The sequence below is a fragment of the uncultured Clostridium sp. genome, assembly GCF_947039605.1.
In the GTDB taxonomy this organism is placed as follows: domain Bacteria; phylum Bacillota; class Clostridia; order Clostridiales; family Clostridiaceae; genus Sarcina.
The window spans coordinates 23,488-42,717 of the sequence record NZ_CAMQZG010000004.1; the positions used below are offsets into that span (position 1 = coordinate 23,488).

16 protein-coding genes are annotated in these 19,230 nt (G+C 27.7%); 1 reads left to right on the forward strand and 15 read right to left on the reverse strand.

What is annotated here, in order from left to right; translation table 11 throughout:
- Positions 1–261 precede the first annotated feature (261 nt).
- The 7 genes from Q0V24_RS02640 to Q0V24_RS02670 form a co-directional block, all read right to left on the reverse strand.
- Positions 262–1,236, reverse strand: coding sequence for a glycosyltransferase family 2 protein (locus tag Q0V24_RS02640; RefSeq protein ID WP_297518499.1), 975 nt, complete (start codon positions 1,234–1,236; stop codon positions 262–264).
- A 280-nt stretch (positions 1,237–1,516) separates the two neighbouring features.
- Positions 1,517–2,227, reverse strand: coding sequence for a CpsD/CapB family tyrosine-protein kinase (locus tag Q0V24_RS02645; protein ID WP_297518501.1), 711 nt, complete (start codon positions 2,225–2,227; stop codon positions 1,517–1,519).
- A 635-nt stretch (positions 2,228–2,862) separates the two neighbouring features.
- On the reverse strand, positions 2,863–3,711 hold the full coding sequence (gene nadC, locus Q0V24_RS02650) for a carboxylating nicotinate-nucleotide diphosphorylase (RefSeq protein WP_297518503.1): 849 nt from the start codon (positions 3,709–3,711) through the stop codon (positions 2,863–2,865).
- Positions 3,692–4,999: an L-aspartate oxidase gene (locus Q0V24_RS02655; protein ID WP_297518505.1), complete on the reverse strand. Its 1,308-nt coding sequence runs from the start codon at positions 4,997–4,999 to the stop codon at positions 3,692–3,694. Before Q0V24_RS02655 ends, nadC begins: the two co-directional genes overlap by 20 nt.
- A 242-nt stretch (positions 5,000–5,241) precedes the next feature.
- Positions 5,242–5,964: an amino acid ABC transporter ATP-binding protein gene (locus tag Q0V24_RS02660; RefSeq protein WP_297518507.1), complete on the reverse strand. Its 723-nt coding sequence runs from the start codon at positions 5,962–5,964 to the stop codon at positions 5,242–5,244.
- A complete protein-coding gene (locus tag Q0V24_RS02665) occupies positions 5,939–6,613 on the reverse strand; it encodes an amino acid ABC transporter permease (protein ID WP_297518509.1) in 675 nt (224 codons plus the stop codon). Before Q0V24_RS02665 ends, Q0V24_RS02660 begins: the two co-directional genes overlap by 26 nt.
- A 34-nt stretch (positions 6,614–6,647) precedes the next feature.
- The gene (locus tag Q0V24_RS02670; RefSeq protein ID WP_297518511.1) at positions 6,648–7,514 is read right to left on the reverse strand and encodes a transporter substrate-binding domain-containing protein; all 867 of its coding nucleotides are present in this window, start codon (positions 7,512–7,514) and stop codon (positions 6,648–6,650) included.
- A 490-nt stretch (positions 7,515–8,004) separates the two neighbouring features.
- Between Q0V24_RS02670 and Q0V24_RS02675 the strand changes: the two genes are divergently transcribed.
- Positions 8,005–8,130 carry a hypothetical protein gene (locus tag Q0V24_RS02675; RefSeq protein ID WP_297518513.1) on the forward strand — a complete coding sequence of 42 codons (126 nt, stop codon included), beginning with the start codon at positions 8,005–8,007 and terminating at the stop codon, positions 8,128–8,130.
- 86 nt (positions 8,131–8,216) lie between these two features.
- Here the strand turns inward: Q0V24_RS02675 and Q0V24_RS02680 are convergent, their stop codons facing one another.
- The 8 genes from Q0V24_RS02680 to Q0V24_RS02715 all read right to left on the reverse strand — a co-directional run bounded on the left by Q0V24_RS02680 (position 8,217) and on the right by Q0V24_RS02715 (position 19,061).
- Complete coding sequence (locus Q0V24_RS02680; protein WP_297518514.1) at positions 8,217–9,761, reverse strand: DUF389 domain-containing protein; 1,545 nt, start codon at positions 9,759–9,761, stop codon at positions 8,217–8,219.
- A 149-nt stretch (positions 9,762–9,910) separates the two neighbouring features.
- On the reverse strand, positions 9,911–10,408 hold the full coding sequence (tpx, locus tag Q0V24_RS02685) for a thiol peroxidase (RefSeq protein WP_297518516.1): 498 nt from the start codon (positions 10,406–10,408) through the stop codon (positions 9,911–9,913).
- A 319-nt stretch (positions 10,409–10,727) separates the two neighbouring features.
- Positions 10,728–12,782: an FtsX-like permease family protein gene (locus Q0V24_RS02690; RefSeq protein ID WP_297518518.1), complete on the reverse strand. Its 2,055-nt coding sequence runs from the start codon at positions 12,780–12,782 to the stop codon at positions 10,728–10,730.
- Between the two features lie 33 nt (positions 12,783–12,815).
- Positions 12,816–14,867: an FtsX-like permease family protein gene (locus tag Q0V24_RS02695; RefSeq protein ID WP_297518520.1), complete on the reverse strand. Its 2,052-nt coding sequence runs from the start codon at positions 14,865–14,867 to the stop codon at positions 12,816–12,818.
- A gap of 195 nt (positions 14,868–15,062) precedes the next feature.
- Positions 15,063–15,833, reverse strand: a complete 771-nt coding sequence (locus Q0V24_RS02700; protein WP_297518522.1) for a histidinol-phosphatase — start codon at positions 15,831–15,833, stop codon at positions 15,063–15,065.
- 85 nt (positions 15,834–15,918) lie between these two features.
- A complete protein-coding gene (locus Q0V24_RS02705) occupies positions 15,919–16,935 on the reverse strand; it encodes a sensor histidine kinase (protein WP_297518524.1) in 1,017 nt (338 codons plus the stop codon).
- Between the two features lie 89 nt (positions 16,936–17,024).
- Positions 17,025–18,152: a nuclease-related domain-containing protein gene (locus tag Q0V24_RS02710; RefSeq protein WP_297518526.1), complete on the reverse strand. Its 1,128-nt coding sequence runs from the start codon at positions 18,150–18,152 to the stop codon at positions 17,025–17,027.
- A 228-nt stretch (positions 18,153–18,380) separates the two neighbouring features.
- Complete coding sequence (locus Q0V24_RS02715) at positions 18,381–19,061, reverse strand: response regulator transcription factor (protein ID WP_297518528.1); 681 nt, start codon at positions 19,059–19,061, stop codon at positions 18,381–18,383.
- Positions 19,062–19,230: the final 169 nt, after the last annotated feature.

Below are 19,230 nucleotides of genomic sequence, written 5' to 3' on the forward strand. Positions count from 1 at the left end.
CTAAATTTTTTTTCCTAAAAAAACTTTAATTCTCAGGCTTTTTTATCGTTAAATTATTTTTTATAATCTATTTCCTATTTATTTTTAACGTTTAATTTTTTATTATTTATCTTTAATCCCTAATATTGTCTTTTAATATTCTGTCGACTTTTTCATTCTATGTTAGCAATTCTTTTAATATTACTTTTCATAATTGTATTTAAAAACAGAAAAAGAAATGAATAGCTTTTCAGCGATTCATTTCTTCTTCTATTTTTCTTTCTATATTTTTTTAACAATAAAATTCTGAAGAGTTATAAGCCTATAATCAAGTAAGAATACATTTAAAATAAACTTTTCACTTTTTGATACTTTGTTATATTTTTTTATAAGTTCTTTCTTTTCTTCTACTTTCTCATGAATTTCTTGTAGATAAAATATCTGTGTATCTATATCTTTTTCTACTGACATATCAAGTATAGAACTTACTATAAATCGTGTGTATGTTCCTATAGTTTCTTTGAGTATACTCTCATCATAATCTACCTTAACTTTTTCTATTACACTATTCCAACTCTCTACAGTTTCTAGAATCTTTGAATAATGTTCTGATGGTAATTCTATTTTTTCATATTCTCCATTAAGGGCTTCATTTTTTATATACCCTCCATAATTTGTGTAAATTGATTTTTTAGATTGTTTTAACAATAAATATGCTGCTAAAATATCATCATGTATTGACCCATCTGATATTTTTATTTCTTTAAATAACTTCTTTTTAAAAAACTTACCTGAAAATGAAAAATCATAATAGTTACCTTTTAAACATTCTTTTAGAGTAGCCTGCCCAAATAAAAGCCTTTCAAATTTATAGTTTTCTTCTGGTTCTATATAACAGTTTCTTTCCTTTAGGATTTTACATACTCCTATATCTGCTTTTTTTTCACAGCAAAGCTCATACATTTTTTCTAAAAAATCTTCTCTTATCCAATCATTTGGATCTATAAAAGTTATAAACTCTCCTTTTGCAACTCTTAGTGCAATATACTTTGATATTGCAAATCTTCCTTTATCCATATCTATAAAACTAATTCTCTCATCATCTTTTTTAAGCCTATTGCAAATTTGTTTGCATTTATAATCTGACCCATTGTTTACGCATATTATTTCTATATTTTTTAATGTTTGATTTGTTAGTGAGTTAAGAGACTTTTCTAAGAATTTACCTTCGTCATTAATTGCTATAATTACACTCACCTTAGGGCATCTAGACTCCCTCCTTGTACAATTAATAAGTTTTATGCATTTTATACTTTATAATTATATATATTCTTTATTTTTCCACTTTGTTACCATAGTCCTTTTTTCATAATCTATTTCATCTAATTAATTTATATTTATGTAAAGCAAAATCCCTGTGATAATTTATCACAGGGATTTTAAAGGTTTTTATATTTATGTTTATATTAAAATAAATTTGTAGGCTTTTTAATTTTTCTAGTTCTTTATATCAAAGTTCTTATAAGATTTTATAATCCTAAGCTCTTTTTTTCATTCCAAAGATTCTGCATTTCTTTTTAGTCTGTGCATCTTCTCCATAATACTCATAGTTGTATTTATACTTTCCCTTTTTGCTATCTGCTCCATTAAGAACACTTCCAACTATTGGTGCATTAACTTTATCAAGATTAGCTTTTGCTTGTATTATATCTTCTTTTTTAGTTTCTGATGATTTAACAACAAAAACAACTCCATCTGTATTTGCAGCTAGTACCTGTGCATCTGAAACTGCAAGTACTGGTGGTGTATCTATAATTATATAATCATACCTTTCTTTAAGTTCTACTAAAAGTTTTTTCATGTGGTCTGACCCAAGTAACTCTGATGGGTTTGGTGGAATTTTTCCTGATGTTATTATATCTAAGTTATCTGAGTGTACTTGAATACAATCTGTAACTTCTTTTCTTCTAAGTAATAACTCTGTAAGTCCTGCTTCATTTGAAATGTTAAACTTCTTGTGCATTGTTGGTCTTCTTAAATCACAATCTATTATAACTACTTTTTTTCCATCTTGTGCAAATGATATTGCAAGGTTCCCAGCTGTTATTGATTTACCTTCTTGTGGATTTGAGCTTGTTACAAGTAAAGTTTTTAAATTCTCGTGGTATGCTGAATACTGGATGTTTGTTCTTAAAGTTTTGTAAGCCTCTGCTGCTACTGATTTTGGTTCCTTTTCTACTATAAACATAATTTTACCCCTTTATCTCTTCATATTTTTCTCATTTATATTTCTCATTTATATTTCTCAATTATAATCTTCTTATTTAATTTCATTCTCTACTTAATTTCATTTTGCTTTTCGCTTTTTTTCTTGTTTTATTTTTCTGTTTCTTCTCTATGGCTAAAGTATATCATCGCATGTAACATTAAAAAATCTTTTTCGTTCTTCTTTTTATTACACGTGAAATGCTATCTTTTAGACAATTAATTAATTGGTATATCTTTTGTACGGAAATTATGTTAAGTTTCCACCTTTTTGTACGATACGAATTCTCATTAGAATAACCTTTGAAAAAAGTTTAATTAGTTTTAATGTAAATTTAAAGGTTGTCCTAAAAAACATACAATATTCTTTTCGACATTTTCATAATTTTTATCGTTAAATTTTGTTTAACGATAGTATTTTAATGTTTTTTTACTTATTTCCTTTCAAATTTCATTGATTTTTTTCTCCTCCAAATAGATTTTTATGCTTTTTTCATTATTTTTATTCTATTTTTTAGTGAAAATTAAAAAAAATACTATTATGATAGATTTTTTTATCTATACACAATAGTATTTTAAATTTAATTCTTTTATTATATTTTCAAAAATTTTAACGTTTTAAATTCTTTTTAAGTTTTTCATTGAAAAATCTAATATTTTTGCTGAATGAGTTAAAGCACCACTAGAAATATAATTAACCCCTATTTCCTTTAGTTCTTTTAATCTTTCTATAGTTACATTTCCTGAGCATTCTGTTATTGCCTTTTTACCAATTAACTTTACAGCCTTTTTAAGCATAACATTATCCATGTTATCAAGCATTATAATATCAGCCTTTGCCCCTAGTGCTTCTTTTACGCCCTCAAGTGATTCTACTTCCACTTCTATCTTTCTTACAAATGGTGCATATTCTTTTGCAAGTTCAATAGCTTCTTTTATTCCACCAGCTGCACCTATGTGGTTATCTTTTATAAGAATACCATCTGATAAATTATATCTGTGATTATATCCTCCACCAACTTTTACTGAGTATTTTTCAAAAATCCTCATATTAGGTGTTGTTTTTCTTGTATCTAAAAGTTTTGTATTGCTTCCATCAAGTTCTTTTACCATCTCTGCTGTAAGTGTTGCTATCCCACTCATTCTTTGTAGATAGTTAAGTGCTGTTCTCTCACCTATTAATATATGTCTTATATTGCCTTGTAGAGTTGCAACTATATCACCTTTTTTAATTATATAACCATCTTTATAATGTTCTTTAACTTCTACACCACCAAGAATTTCAAAGACTCTTTTAAAAACTGGCATTCCTGCAATAATTCCATCTTCTCTACAGATTAAATCACAAGTTCCTTTAATTTCTTTTCCAATTACCGAATTAGTTGTTATATCCTCACTTGTTACATCCTCTTCTAATGCTAGTTTTATATACTTATCTATAACCATATTATCTAAACCATTTATCATAAAATTCTTTATTCCCCTTCTCTACAATTTCTCTAAATTTTATATCTGATAATTTTAATTTTGTTTTTTCTATTTCTCTTAAAGCTTCATCTTTTTTTATTGTTTCTTCTTGTTTTTCATCAATTAAACTTCTTTGATTTATATCTCTTGCTGCTCTTTTACTAAATACAAGTCCTTCTAAAAGTGAATTACTTGCAAGTCTATTTTCTCCATGTATTCCAACACAGCTTGTTTCACCAACTGCATAAAGATTAGAAAGGCTTGTCTTACCATTTTTATTTATAGTTATACCACCCATAAAATAATGTTGGGCTGGTGCTACTGGGATAGAATCTTCTCCAAGTATATATCCTGCCTCTTTGCATCTTGCATATATATTAGGGAATCTTTCTTTTACAAAATCTACCCCCCTATGATTAAAACTTAAATAAACATTTCTCTCACCTGTTTTTTTAAACTCTTCAAATATAGCCTTACTAACTACATCTCTTGGAAGTAATTCATCTACAAATCTTTCTGCTTTATTATTTAGAAGATATGCCCCCTCACCCCTTAGTGATTCTGATATTAAAAATCTTCTATTCTTACCTTCTGTGTATAAGGCTGTAGGATGAATTTGTATGTAGTTTAAATCTTTACAATCTATATTATTATTTAGTGCAACATTTACTCCATCACCAGTTATATGCCTATAATTTGTTGAATTATCAAACATACCTCCAATTCCACCAGTTGCTAAAATAGTATTATGTGCAAGGTAGTTTATCTCCTTACCATTTTCTATAACTTTTATGCCTGTACACTTTTTATTCTCTACAATTAAATCAGTCATAACTGAATCTTCTCTTATCTCTATGTTTTTTCTTTCTAAAACATTTTGTACAAGTTTATCAATTATTTCTTTTCCTGTTATATCTTTATAATGAACTATTCTAAATTCACTATGTGCACCTTCCTTTGTATATCTTAACTTCTCACCATCTTTATCAAATTCAACTCCAAGGTCAATTAAGTCAGAAATTATCTGTCTTGATGAATTTATCATAAGACTTACAGCATCTTTATTATTTTTATACTTTCCTGCTTTTAGTGTATCTTCTAAAAAACTTTCAAAATCATCATCATTCTTTTGGACAGATACTCCCCCCTGTGCTAAATATGAATTACAGTCTTTTAAACTTTTCTTAGTCACTATTAATACCTTTAAATTTTCTTTTATATTAAGCGCTGCAAAAAGCCCTGCTACTCCTGAACCTACAATTAAAACATCATACCCCAAAACTTCCATCCCCCTTTTATCTATTAAAATTATGCAAAGTGCATTATGTGTAATAGGAAGGTTCTTTTTAAATCTTAATTTATTTTAGAGTAAATTTTAAATTGTAAAATTTTTCCTTCACCTTATACTATTCTACACTATACATCAATTTTCCTTTTTTAGTTATACTAATATGCAAAGAAAGTTGTCCTTATTCAGAACAACTTATATATATGTTATATTTAATTAAAGGCTAATTTATTGCTAAAACTCTATAAAACTTTTGATAAAAATTCTTTTGTTCTAGCTTCTTTTGGGTTTTTAAAGAATTCAGTTGGTGAACCCTCTTCTAGTATCTTACCCTGATCCATGAATAAAATTCTATCTCCAACTTCTTTTGCAAATCCCATTTCATGAGTTACAACTATCATTGTCATACCTTCATTTGCAAGGTCTTTCATAACATTTAAAACCTCGCCTACCATCTCTGGGTCAAGTGCTGATGTTGGTTCATCAAATAGCATAACATCTGGCTTCATAGCAAGTGCTCTTGCTATTGCTATTCTTTGTTTTTGACCACCTGATAATGATGATGGATATGCATCTTTTTTCTCTTCTAGCCCTACTTTTTTAAGCAATTCAAGTGCTATTATATTAGCCTCATCTTTACTTTTCCCACCTATCTTTATAGGTGCAACTGTCAAATTCTCCATTACTGTCATATGAGGAAATAAATTAAATTGCTGAAATACCATCCCCATTTTCTCTCTTAACTTATTTATATTCGTTTTTTTAGAAGTTATGTCTATTCCCTCAAAAGTTATTCCACCATCAGTTGGAGTTTCTAAAAGATTAAGACAACGAAGAAATGTAGATTTACCAGAACCTGATGGCCCTATTACTACTACAACTTCACCTTTTTTTATATGATTATCAATCCCTTTTAGGACTTTATTTTTACCAAAATATTTATGAAGTTTTTCTACTACTAGCATCTCCCATTCTCCCTTCAAAATAAGCTACGATTTTACTTAAAGTAAATGTCATCATAAAGTATATGACTGCTGCTACTAAAAGTGATTCCATAGGTCTAAATGTATTTCCTCTGACTGTGTCTGCATTGTACATAAGTTCTGTAACTCCAATTACTGAAGCTATTGAAGATTCTTTTATAATTACGATAAATTCATTTGCAAGAGCTGGAAGTATATTTTTGATTGCTTGTGGTATTACAATAAAATACATTGCTTTCCATTCTGGCATTCCAAGACTTCTTGCTGCTTCCATCTGACCTTTATCTACTGCCATTATACCTGCTCTTATAAGCTCTGCTACATATGCCCCACTATTAAGACAAAGTGCTATAATCCCTGCTGTTAAAGGATTCATCCTTATATCAAACATTGATGGGAATGCAAGATATACTAAGTATAACTGAACAAGTATTGGTGTTCCTCTGAAAATCTCTATATACGCTGTTGATAAGAATCTTAAAACTTTATATTTTGAAAGTTTTAAAATGCTTAAAAACATTCCTATTACAGTTCCACCAACTACTGCTATACCTGCTATGAAAAGTGTGTACATTGCACCACTTATAAAGAAATCTTTATATTTATATATTGCCGAAAAATCTAATTCCAACTCTCTCACCTCTTTTTTATCTATTTGTTTCTAATTATTTTGCTTGCTCTTTTTCCATAAGGTCATTTGATTCAACTATATATTGTTCTATTTTACCTTCGCTTATAAGTCTTTCTATTGTTTTATTAACAACTTCTAAAAGTTCTTGTGAACCTTTTGGTACTGCTATAGCTGAACCTTTTTCTGCTTCATCAAGTACAAACCCAGGATTCTCTATAACAACTAATTCATCATTGGCATTTGCATTAGCTTTTGCTACTGGAATTTCCATAATAGCTCCATCCATTGTCCCACCAAGCATTTCCATCATTAAATCTGGAATTTTACCAAGACCTCTGAATGTAATTCCTTCCATTTGCTCATTTGCAAGTGTTTCTTGGATTGAACCTTTTTGAGCTCCTACTACTAAACCTTTGAAATCATCTTTAGTTTTAAGCTTGTCTTTATTTTCTTTTTTAATAACTATTCCATGCTCTGCTTTATAATATATTTGTGAAAAATCAACTGCTTGTTGTCTTTCTGGAGTTGGATTCATTCCTGAAACAATCATATCTATTGTTCCTGATTGAAGTGCTGCAACAAGAGTATCAAATTTCATATCTTGTATTTTAAGTTCTACCCCTAAATCTTTTGCAACTTCTTTTGCAATTTCTATATCAAAACCAACTATTGTACTTTCTCCATTAATTGTAGCTCTGAATTCATAAGGTGGGTAATCTGCTGAAACTCCAAGAACTACCTCCCCATTTTCCTTAATTTCATCTAACATAGTTTTTTCTGTTGCTGGCTTATCACCATCTGCTGATGCACCATCATCTGCGCTGCCACAAGCAAACATTCCCATACATAATCCTGTAACCATTGTAAGTGCCATTAATTTTTTTATAATACCTTTTTTCATAACTTAGTCCCCCATTTATTTCATATTTTTCAATTTATTATCTCTTCTATGTGCATAATTATATAATAAAATGTTATATTTATGCAATACTTATTAATAAAAAAGCGTTCGACAAATTTTATCATTTAATTTAAAAACCTATATATCTAGTTATTTCAACCCTTTATAGATTCAAACTCTTCTAACCCACTTAAATATCTATATGTATTTTTATTCTATAAATATGTATATATCCATAAATAGGTTCCTTAAATCTATAAAATTATATAACTTCATATTTTCTACTTATTAAAATGTGTAAATATACTTAGGACTTAATTAAAAGGAGGTTTTTTTTATGATATTAGATATAACACCAAAAGCTATAAAAAGAATGAATAAAATGCTTTTAAATGCATCTAGTTCACAACTTATAAAACTTGAAAACGTAGGCTATTCTTGACAGGGTCCTTTATGGGCTATTGTTCTGGATGAACAAAAAAAAGATGATATGATTATCGAATCAGATAATATTAAAATATTAATTAATAAAAAATTAGCAGCTATGAGTAAGAAATTTGATATAGATTTAAGATTCACTTTATTTGGATTTAGATATTATGTAGTTCAATCATAATTTGTTTATTAATAAAGTAAAATAACTATCCTATGCAATGAAATTTAATTCATTTTTAGGATAGTTATTTTTGGTTGTTATAAATTTTATTCTGCTTTAGTTTTTGGTGCTTTTTTTACAATGTTAATTGAAACTAAAACATTAGCATTTCCTGTACTTACTTCAAAATACTTTTTAATTTTATCTTGCTCTGTTAAAAGTTTTGAATTTGCTGTATCTATTTGAACCATTAAAACTGACTGACTTGCAGGCTCTGCTGGAGTTATAGGGTTTTTAGGATTTGTTATTATATTCCCTTTAGCATCTTTTGTTTGATTTGTGCTATTCCCAGACCCTGTAGTATCCTTTGCTGCTGGTGTATTGCTTTTATCTGCATCAATTTTAGTAGTATCTGTAGTGCTAGATGCATTATCTACTGCCCCTGTGCTCTCACTTTTTGTTGTTTCTATAGGTTTATTTTCATAAGAAACTTGCCCTTCCCCTATAATAACTTTATCTATATCAGGGTATATTGCTTGAAGCTGAGTTGCCACTTTATCATAGTTTGCAGCATTAACTTTATCTACAGTTTCTTTTACTTTATTTTCTACATTTGTAGTAGTTTGTGAACCTGTACTATTACTACTTAAAAGTCCATTATTTTGATCCTGTATTTTTTCAAAATATGATTTTAAACTTAAATCTGAACTTTGAGTAATATTTAATTTATAACCTGTAAATCCATAGTCAGGAAGCTTTGTATCTAAAGTTTGAATCTGTGTAGTTGATATTGGTGTTCCTACTAAAACCAAATCTATAGAATTATCTGCCTTATCTATACTCTTTTCTAAAACATAAGATTCTGATGATATTTGACCTGTGATAAAGTTATTCAAATTATTAGTCTGAACAGTTGTATCAATCATATGTACTGCTGAAATTATACTTGGAATCACCACTATAATAGCACTAATGACTATAATAGTTTTTATTTTTTTCTCTCTTAATGCATCCACAAATTCATGCTTTGGCATTTTTAATAATTTAATTACTATTATAGTAGAAACTCCTATAAAGAATGAATTTATAAGAAATAAGTACCCTGCCCCAAGGAATATTTTGAGATTCCATCTAGCTATTCCATACCCCGCTGTGCAAAGTGGTGGCATTAATGCGGTTGCGATTGCAACCCCTGGTACAACATTTCCTGGACTTTTTCTAGAAATTCCAATTATACCAGCAGTTCCCCCAACAAAGGCTATTATTACATCCCAAATAGTTGGGCTTGTTCTTGAAATAAGCTGTGCACTTGCCCCTGTTATTGGTGATAATTTAAAGTAAATAGTTGCTGTAACTATACTTATTAAAACTTCTATTGCAAGTAATTTTAATGCTTTTCTAATAAATCTTGCATCATATGTACCTACCCCATAACCAATTCCTATGATTGGTCCCATAATTGGTGATATAAGCATAGCACCTATAATTACTGCCGAAGCATTCATATTAAGACCTACACACGCAATGATTATTGCACACATTAATATAAATAAATCACTTATATTAAGACTTACACCATCATTTATGTTTTCTAATATCTCCTCATTTGTAGCTCTATTTTTAAACTTTGTTAACCATGTAAAATTTTTCATTTGTTCTCTCCATTTCTATTTGAAATCATCTTATAAATTTTAAACTTCTAACCTCTTATCAAAGTAAAATCTGATTATATTATAATTAAATCACTTCTTTTTTACAATAAAAAAGAACCCTCTCATTTGAAAGGGTTCTTTTATCTATATTATTTAGCTGCTTTTGCTGCATCTAAAAGTTTATCATAACTTGGTTCACTACTTACTTCTTCTAAGTATTCAGCAAATACTACCATGTTTTGTGAATCTACTACGAATGAAGTTCTTGCTAAAAGTCCAACCTCATTAATTAATGTTCCTGTAACTTTTCCAAATTCTCCATGCTTATAGTCTGAAACTGTTTCTAAATCATCGTTCTCTGTATCTATACACCATCTTGCTTGTGCAAATGGTAAATCTTTTGAAATCGCTATAAGTTTGATACCGTCCAGGTCACTAACTTCTTTTGCTACTCTTTTTAATTCCATATCACATACTGGTGTGTCTACTGATGGAACTGCAAGAATTATTCTTACACCCTCTGTTTTTGCAAAGTCATAATCTGCTAAGTTCTTGTTACTTGCCACAAAGTTTGGGAATTTTTCTCCGACTTTAATTTCATTTCCAAAAAGACTCATTGGGTTTCCCCCAAGTATTACTTTTCTCATTTATAAGCACTTCCTTTTCTGTTATGTATTTCGTCTCGTTATGTTAATTTGTATTATACTCTTTAGTATTCCAAATTCAAATTGATATAATTCTCATTTTGATAAAAATAAAAGCATATATTTAAGATTCTCATCATTAAATATATACTTTCTTTTTTAAATTCATTTTAATAATCGGTTGTTCTCAATTAAATTTACAATTAATCCAGAGTGTTTTAGTAGACTTTAAATATTTCCAGTTTATTTTTAGGATTCCTCTATTTGATGATAAAGAATTTAACTTTCCAAACTTAAAATCTACCTTTTCCTATGATTTAATTTACTTATTTATAAACTTTTTAGCCATCATATAGGTCATTATCCCATATAAGATATAGACTATTAAAGTTACTATAATTGTTATTGGAAGGATTTTATAATCCGCTCCAAACATTCCTTTAAAACCTATGAGTACACAAATCATTGTAAAACTAATTGCTACAAAAATAAATGGAATAGCAAATCTAATAATTATTTGTTTTACTAAATTTTTGTTAATTTCCTTATTATTTACTCCAATATTTTTGAGTGTATTATATCTTTCTTTTTCCTCACTTGTTTCTATTAGAACTTGTAGACCTATTAGTGCTACTGAACCTATAAGGAATATTACCCCTATATAAACTCCTGTAAAACTTCCTATAATAATATTTTGTTCTACCTCTTTTCTATCTCCTATTCTGCTATTCACAACAAATATCTTTAAATTTATTTGTTCTGTTTTACCCCACAATGCCATTTGAGCATCTTTTGTTTTTATAAGGTTATTAAAAGATTCCCATAAATCATTGTATGCTTTGACTGTGTTATAGTCTGGAGTTTTTGCATTAAGAGCAAGTGTTGGTGCATATCCTATACATTCATTTCCTTTAAAATCTAATACTTTATTATTTTGAGTTACTGTAGTTTTCAGTTTATGACTTTCAATTCCCACATCTACTTTAACTGGTAAAATTAATGTAGGTGTATTTAATGGCATATAGTAATTTCCTTGATAATTTTTCACTACATTCTCATCTTTAACATTATAAGAATTTCCAGCAAGTTCAAATTTTTGATTTTTTCCTGCACTCTCAAAAAGCTTTAATTGCCCTTTTGAATTTGCAATAATCATCGCCTCATTTGAATTTAATTTAACCTCTGGTTTTCCTATCATTTTCATATATTGATTATACCAAGTAAGAGTTGCAATATTAAATTGTTTATAAGACTCAACTCCTGCACTACCTTTTATCTTTAAATCTCCATTAAAGAATAATCTCATTGATGCAACATAATCATAATTTTTGCTAGCACCTGATTTATCCATAATATAATTAAACTGTGATAATTTACTTATTCCTATATCAGGACTTACTATAGCATCAATCCCTGGATTCATATTTTCCATTGCATAAGTATCACTTTGTATATTAATTGTTAGTGCAATTGCAAGCATTGATATCAATAATAATATTGATGTTATCACTGATGTTATCACTATTCTACCTATATTACTTTTAAGCTGACATACTGAGAATATATTAATTCCTTTTAAAAAACTTTTTGTATTTTTAAATGAAATATAAATTATTATATTAACAAGCCCAATCATAAACAATATTGTCGATATAATTCCCAATACAAGTGCTATCATCAATGTTTGTGCAAAAACAAATGACATACCTAAGTAAAAAGTAGTTATCACTCCTATAATTCCAACACTTAAAATTACAATACTTGAAATAATACTATCTTGAACAAGTAGACTCTTTCTCTTTTCTCCTGATAAGGTATTTGATATTTTTTTACTTACAAAGCTTATATTTATAATTCCAACTACTATAAATACACTAATAAAATAAATTATTGTTTTAATTAATGCATTTACTGAAAATATAAATTTATAGCTTTCAAAGCTACTTCCTATTATATGAAGTGATGCAAATAATATTAATTGTGATAATATTACCCCACCTATAATTCCTATTATAAGTGCAATTACTGCGACAAATAATGATTCTAGAAATAAAACTTTTGCTATATTACTTTTACTCATTCCAAGACTTAGGCATACCCCTATATCTTTTGTTCTTCTTTTTATGAAAAATGAATTTGAGTAGATAATTATAATAGCAAGTCCTATCATAATTATCACTGATATTCCAAGCATTGTTTCTTTTATCCCACTAACAAGAAGAGTTTCCCTTCCTCCTATTGTGCTTAAAATATATGCTACTATATCTGTTGAACTGAAAGCAAAAAATATGCTAACTATCAGCGTTATAGTTGTGAAATATAATATATAATCTTTTAAATTCCTTTTTATATTCTTTTTAGCTAAATCAAAATACATAATTTCCTCCTTGGTTTGATGCCTAATCTATTTCTATTTTTTTATAACCTTTTTAGCCATTGCATATGTTATTGCAGTGTATAAGATATAAATTATCAAAGTTAATACAAGTGTTATTGGAACTAAGTTAAAATCATTCATAAAATCCCTTCCAAATCCCCATGCTACTGAAAATACTACAAAGTTAACTCCTGCAAATATAAATGGAATCGCAAATCTTATAATTATTTGTTTTAATAAGTTAGAGTTTATTTCTTTTTCATTCACACCAATATTTTTAAGTGTGCTATATTTTTCTTTTTCTTCGCTTGTTTCTATTAAAACTTGTAGTCCTACTAAAACTACTGACCCAACTAAGAAAATAATACCTATATATCCTGATGTAAATCCTGATATTACTTTATTTTGAGTTTGTCCTAATCTCTCTCCTACCACACTATTTATCATAAAGTTATTAAGTGGTCCTGTATAAATTGGAACATCAAGGTCTAATTTTTTTTGTACTTCTTTATTACTTATAAATTTATCTAGTTTAGTACTCAAACTTTTATATGCTTTTACTGTATTGTATTCTGTTTTTTTTGCTTTAATTTGAACCATAGGTCCCCATTCATTTAGTTTATAATTACTCATTGGTATCTCTTTACCATTTTCAGTTATTTTAATATGTGAACCTTCATTTAAAATGCTTATTTTTACTGGTAGAATTATTGTAAATTGATCTGGCTGATAATTATTTTGATAATTTTGCATAATTTGCACCTGTGCATCTTTATATGTTTTCCCTGCAAATTCAAAACTTTGCTTTTTACCTATACCATTAAAATATTTTGCTGACTTTTCATTATTTGCAATTATTATTGTTTGGTTTTGCCCTAGCTTAACTTCTGGCTTTCCAATCATTTTCATGTATTTGTTATACCAATCAAGAGTCATTACACTTAAACTATCATAGACTCTGTGACCTTTATCTCCTGTAACTTTTACATTTCCCTGTAAGTCTATATTAAGTCTTGATGTATAGTCATATTCCTTGTTAGCCCCTGAATTATCCATAATATAAGCAAAGTCTGATGGACTATTTATCCCTATTATAGGTGCTATAGTTGCATCTACTCCTGGCATAATATTTTGAAGATTTAATCCTTTTTGACTCTGCATTGCTGTTACTATTCCAAACATTGATATAAATAATAAACTAGAAGTTATTATAGAAGTTATTATTATTCTATTTATATTTGTTTTTAATTGGCATGTAGAAAATATATTAATTCCTTTTAGAAAAACTTTTTCATTTTTAGATATAACATGAATTATTATATTAACAAGTCCTATCATAAAGATAATTGTTGATACAATAGCCATTCCTCCATTTACAAAAAAGCCTTGTTTTATTTCAAGATTACCAAGCATCCATACATAATAAGTGCTACATACAGCTATAATTCCTATAATTAAAGTTATAATACTTGTAACTAATCTCTTTTGTAATAAGAAACTTCCTTTCTTTCGCTCTGTTAATGTATTAGATATTTTTTTACTAGCAAAGCTCATATTTATAATCCCAACTACTATAAATACACCTATAAAGTAAACTACTGTTTCAATTAGAGCCTCTAGTGAAAATATAAACTTATAATCTGCACTTCCAAGCCCTACAGTATGTAACATTCCAAAGAGTATTAACTGTGATAATACCACTCCACCTATAATTCCAATTACAAGTGCTATTATGGCAATTAATATTGCTTCTAAAAATAAAACTCCTGCTACGCTTTTTTTACTCATTCCAAGACTTAGACAAACTCCAATTTCTTTTTTTCTTCTTTTTATAAAGAATGAATTAGAGTAAATAATAATGATAGCAAGTCCTATCATTACTAAAGCAGATATTACAATTTTAGTATCCACCATACTTCTAGTTTTAAATCCACTTAAACCTCCAAGTAAATTTAGAATATAATTTGCTACATCAGTTGATGTAAAAGCAAAAAATATACTTACTATTACTGTTATAGTGCTAAAGTATAATATATAATCTTTTAAATTGTTTTTTATATTCTTTTTAGCTAGTTCAAAATACATAATTTTTTCTCCTCTTTTGTTAATTCTCTTTTGTTTCTAAACTTATTATATATTTTTCCATTATTTTCACATATTGATTTACCTTTCACCAACCTTACAAATTTGTAAGATTGGTATGTAATCTATGTTATTTTCATTTTATATTTTCACAATAAAAAATGATGAAATTAATACTAATTCCACCACTTTTATTTATTATATTGTGAAGACTAAATTAAGCCCAAGTTCTGTTGCCATATCATATGCTTTTACTACTGCTTTATCCCACATATGTTTTGGGTTATGACAGTCAGATGATACTATAACTTTAAGGTTCTCTTCCTGTGCTCTTTTCCAAAATTCCATATATGGATATGTATATCTCTCTCCATCAGAGAATACTCTTAGCCCTCTTCTTATTCCATTTGCATTAAATTCTATAACTATATTAGATTTTTTTATAGCCTCTATTAATATCTCAATAGCCTTACTGCAATTATCATCAAATGGAAAATCATTTATAAATATTACATCTGGATGTGCAAGTAATTTAAAATAATCTGTTTCAAGAGCCTTTTCAACTGACTTTGCATATCTAATATAATCCTGTGTTGATTCTAATTTAAATGTATTATAAAACTTTTGGTCTTCCATAAAATAATGTTGACCTAAAACTAGATAATCTATTTTAAGTTCTTTAAAAAGATACTCATAATAATCATGATATTTTTCATCATACTCTGATTCAAACCCTGCTAATATTTGAATCTTATCTTTATACTTGTCCCTTACTCTGAAGCATTCATTTAAATATGGTTTAACCTCTGAATACATCATTCTATTTCCTGACTTATCATCAGGATATGCAATGTGGTCACTAAACCCAAGAACAGAAAGATTATTTTCTATCGCAGCTTTAACATAATCTTCTTCTGTTCCATTTGCATGAGTACATCTATATGTATGTGTATGGTAATTAACTCTCATACCTTTCACCCCATTTCTTTTATTTATTTTAAGTTCTTTACTTATATTTTAACATGCTTAGTAAAATTCTTAAAATATACTCTCATCAAATTATCTGACTACCTACTCCACCAATAGGAATTATAAGTTCTACTTTTGTATATTCACCTTGTTTTGAATCTATTGAAAGTCCTACTGCAAGACCATCACAAAGCTTCTTGCATATATAAAGTCCCATCCCTGTAGACTTTGTAAATTTCCTTCCATTCTCCCCTGTAAACCCTTTTTCAAATACTCTATTAATATCTTTTTCTGATATTCCAACACCATTATCATATATTGATAGCCTAACTGCATTTTCTAATTTTTCAGAGAATATTTTAACCTTTGCTCCATCTATTTTGGAATATTTTATAGAATTTTGAATTATTTGATTTATAATAAATTCAAACCATTTTTCATCTATAAATACCTCTTCCTCTAATGATTCTAGCTCTAATGATATTTTTTTACCTATAAAATCTTTTGCCCTTCCTCTAACTACCTTACTTACAAGTGCTTTTAAGTTTATCTTTCTAATGATATAGTCTTTTCCTACATCATTACTTCTAGAATAATATAAAACTTGTTCTATAAAGTCATCTACCCTGCTTAGCTCTATAGCAATCTTTTGCGTTATATCATTATTATTATTGTCTATTACAAGACTTGCTGATGCAAGTGGTGTTTTAATTTCATGAACCCATGCTTCTATGTAATCTCTATAATCTTCTGATTGAATTTTATAATCTCTTACATGTTCATTCATTGATTTATTACTTTCTCTTAGAACTTCATGTATTAATTGCCCCTCAAAAAAACTCGGCTCACTTACTACCTCAAGTACAAGATATTTTTTATCTAATCCTTTGCTTACACTTAATAGATTATTATAATAATTTTTAATTTTTAAATACTCAAAAAATATATAAATTCCAAGTGGTACAAACCAAATTATAAATACTAAAAATATAACTACAAAATCAAATTTAGTTATGACAAGCGTACTTGAAACAAGCAAAAAAGATACTAAGTTTATAATCAAAAAACCAAGTCTATCTGTTAAATAATTTTTAAAAGTCATCTAATCACCCACTTTCTCTTATATTTATTTTATCATATAATCTAAAGAACTAAAAAAACTAGGAATCATTATGATTCCTAGCTTTATATTTAAACTGCATTTTTTATATCTGATTTATTTATACAATTGTATATCTCAATAACCTCATCTTCACTCAAAATGTTATTACATTTACTTTCAAGATAATTTATAAGACTATCAACTCTAACAATTGTTTCTTTAGCATTTTCTCTGCCTTCTATGATTGTATTTTCATTTGCGATTACTATAACCCCTTTAACCAAGCCTTTTACTAAAAACCCTTGGTCTATAAGAAATTCTTCTAGCACTCTTTGATGTCTATATAATTGAAATTCTGGATTTTGCATCCCTTTTTCCATACCAGTGATATTATCTTTTCTAGTCCAATCACCACTATCTTGGATTTGAATTTTGCATCCATTTTCTCCACCAATATTTTTAACTTCAAGATGATATATTCCACTTTTTGAAATAACTATATTATCAAATTGCTGAACCTCACCAAGTCCTTTTAATCTTACATTGTTTATTACACCTACATTTGCTAACCATTTTAATGTATAGTTTACTTTTGCTTCCCCTGTTCTTCCAGAGTTTAAAGTATTTGTTTGTCTATTGTTTCTATTTAAATTTTTTGAAGTATAATTTCTTCTTCTATTTAAATGACCTGTCTCATTTAAAGGTCTAGATCCATTTAAATGTCCTGATTCATCTAAAGATGTACTTCCTATATTTCTTCTGTTATTTAAAGTTCCTGTCCCTTTATTATTTTTTTTATTATTTAAAGTTCCAGTTTCCTTTTTATCATTATTCTGCACTAGATTATTTGTTTTATTTGAAAGCGTTCCAGTATTTTCTTTCTTATAAGAATCTAAAACCTCTGAATTTGCTTTTATAATCTTATTGAGATATTTTGTATCCTTTAAGCCTTTTCTAATAAGCATATGCTTTAATTCTAACTTCTTTTGATCATCAATATCAATTTCAAGCATTGCTATATGTAGAACTTTTCTAAGCTTTGTCCAAGTATCTGGATTATTTTTTGACCTACCAACACTATATTTACAACTTTTCATAAACCTTAATAAATTTTCTTGTGTTGGATTTTTTATAAACCTACTAGCTAAAATTAAATATAGCTCATTTAGAATTATAAAACCTATTAAGCCTATGATTATAAGTGACAAGATTAACATAATTGCTTAACGTCCCCCCTTTGATAAAACTTTCCATTACTAAACTTATGCTATCGCACACTTGATTATACCATTTTTTTCCTAACAAATTCCATTTTATTGAATTTTATATGTTAAGTTTATAAAATAAAAGAGCTCTTTTATTAATTATCCTTTTGTTGTATACTTATTTTTTATACCCATATTTTAATAAAAATAGTTATTAAAGGTAATTATTTTCTATATTGTTCATTCTGACATTATGTACCCAAGTCCTCTTCTAGTTTCAATTGCCCTACTAATTCCAACTGACTCTAACTTTTTTCTTAGTCTAGTTATATTTACAGAAAGTGTATTATCATCCACAAAGAAATCTGTTGACCAAAGATAATTCATTAAATCTTCTCTTGAAACTATCTTATTTTTATTTTTTATAAGATAAGCTAATATCTTCATTTCATTTTTACTTATCTCAGTTCTTTTTCCACCATTTTTATTAAGTATTTCACCACTCTCTAAATTAAGTTCTAATGTTAAAAATGTAAGTTTTGAATTATCCTCTGTATTTCCCTTACTTCTTTTTAAAACAGCTTCGATTCTTGCAAGTAAAATCTGAGTATTATAAGGCTTTGTTACAAAGTCATCTGCACCAAGGTTCATACTCATAAGTTCATCTATTTCACTATTTCTACTTGTAACAACTATAACTGGTATATTACTCTCTTTTCTAATCTCTCTACAAATATAATATCCATCAAAAACAGGTAAATTAATATCAAGTAGAACTAAATCGCCCTCAGCTTTTTTAATATCTTCTATTACATTTTCAAATCTATCAACTGCTATAACCTCATATCCATTTCTCTCTAAAAAAGTTTTAAGTTCTTCTCTTATAACTTCTGAGTCTTCTACTATTACTATTTTATGCATAACATCTCCCTACTAAATTAATATTCTATATCTTATTTTTTAATTTTATTATAGCATTTAATTTCTTTCTATTTCATGTATAAAATCCTTTATTTTTGATTGCACTTACTATTCTCAATTGAAAATTCTTTTTTTAATTTTCCTTATTCCCCTGTTTCTCTATATTCAA

Coding starts and splice junctions, on each gene's coding strand:
- Q0V24_RS02645 (WP_297518501.1), bottom strand. CDS start 2,227: ATGTTTATAGTAGAAAAGGAACCAAAATCAGTAGCAGCAGAGGCTTAC.
- nadC (WP_297518503.1), bottom strand. CDS start 3,711: ATGATAAATGGTTTAGATAATATGGTTATAGATAAGTATATAAAACTA.
- Q0V24_RS02655 (WP_297518505.1), bottom strand. CDS start 4,999: ATGGAAGTTTTGGGGTATGATGTTTTAATTGTAGGTTCAGGAGTAGCA.
- Q0V24_RS02660 (WP_297518507.1), bottom strand. CDS start 5,964: ATGCTAGTAGTAGAAAAACTTCATAAATATTTTGGTAAAAATAAAGTC.
- Q0V24_RS02670 (WP_297518511.1), bottom strand. CDS start 7,514: ATGAAAAAAGGTATTATAAAAAAATTAATGGCACTTACAATGGTTACA.
- Q0V24_RS02675 (WP_297518513.1), top strand. CDS start 8,005: ATGATTATCGAATCAGATAATATTAAAATATTAATTAATAAAAAATTA.
- Q0V24_RS02680 (WP_297518514.1), bottom strand. CDS start 9,761: ATGAAAAATTTTACATGGTTAACAAAGTTTAAAAATAGAGCTACAAAT.
- tpx (WP_297518516.1), bottom strand. CDS start 10,408: ATGAGAAAAGTAATACTTGGGGGAAACCCAATGAGTCTTTTTGGAAAT.
- Q0V24_RS02690 (WP_297518518.1), bottom strand. CDS start 12,782: ATGTATTTTGATTTAGCTAAAAAGAATATAAAAAGGAATTTAAAAGAT.
- Q0V24_RS02695 (WP_297518520.1), bottom strand. CDS start 14,867: ATGTATTTTGAACTAGCTAAAAAGAATATAAAAAACAATTTAAAAGAT.
- Q0V24_RS02700 (WP_297518522.1), bottom strand. CDS start 15,833: ATGAGAGTTAATTACCATACACATACATATAGATGTACTCATGCAAAT.
- Q0V24_RS02705 (WP_297518524.1), bottom strand. CDS start 16,935: ATGACTTTTAAAAATTATTTAACAGATAGACTTGGTTTTTTGATTATA.
- Q0V24_RS02710 (WP_297518526.1), bottom strand. CDS start 18,152: ATGTTAATCTTGTCACTTATAATCATAGGCTTAATAGGTTTTATAATT.
- Q0V24_RS02715 (WP_297518528.1), bottom strand. CDS start 19,061: ATGCATAAAATAGTAATAGTAGAAGACTCAGAAGTTATAAGAGAAGAA.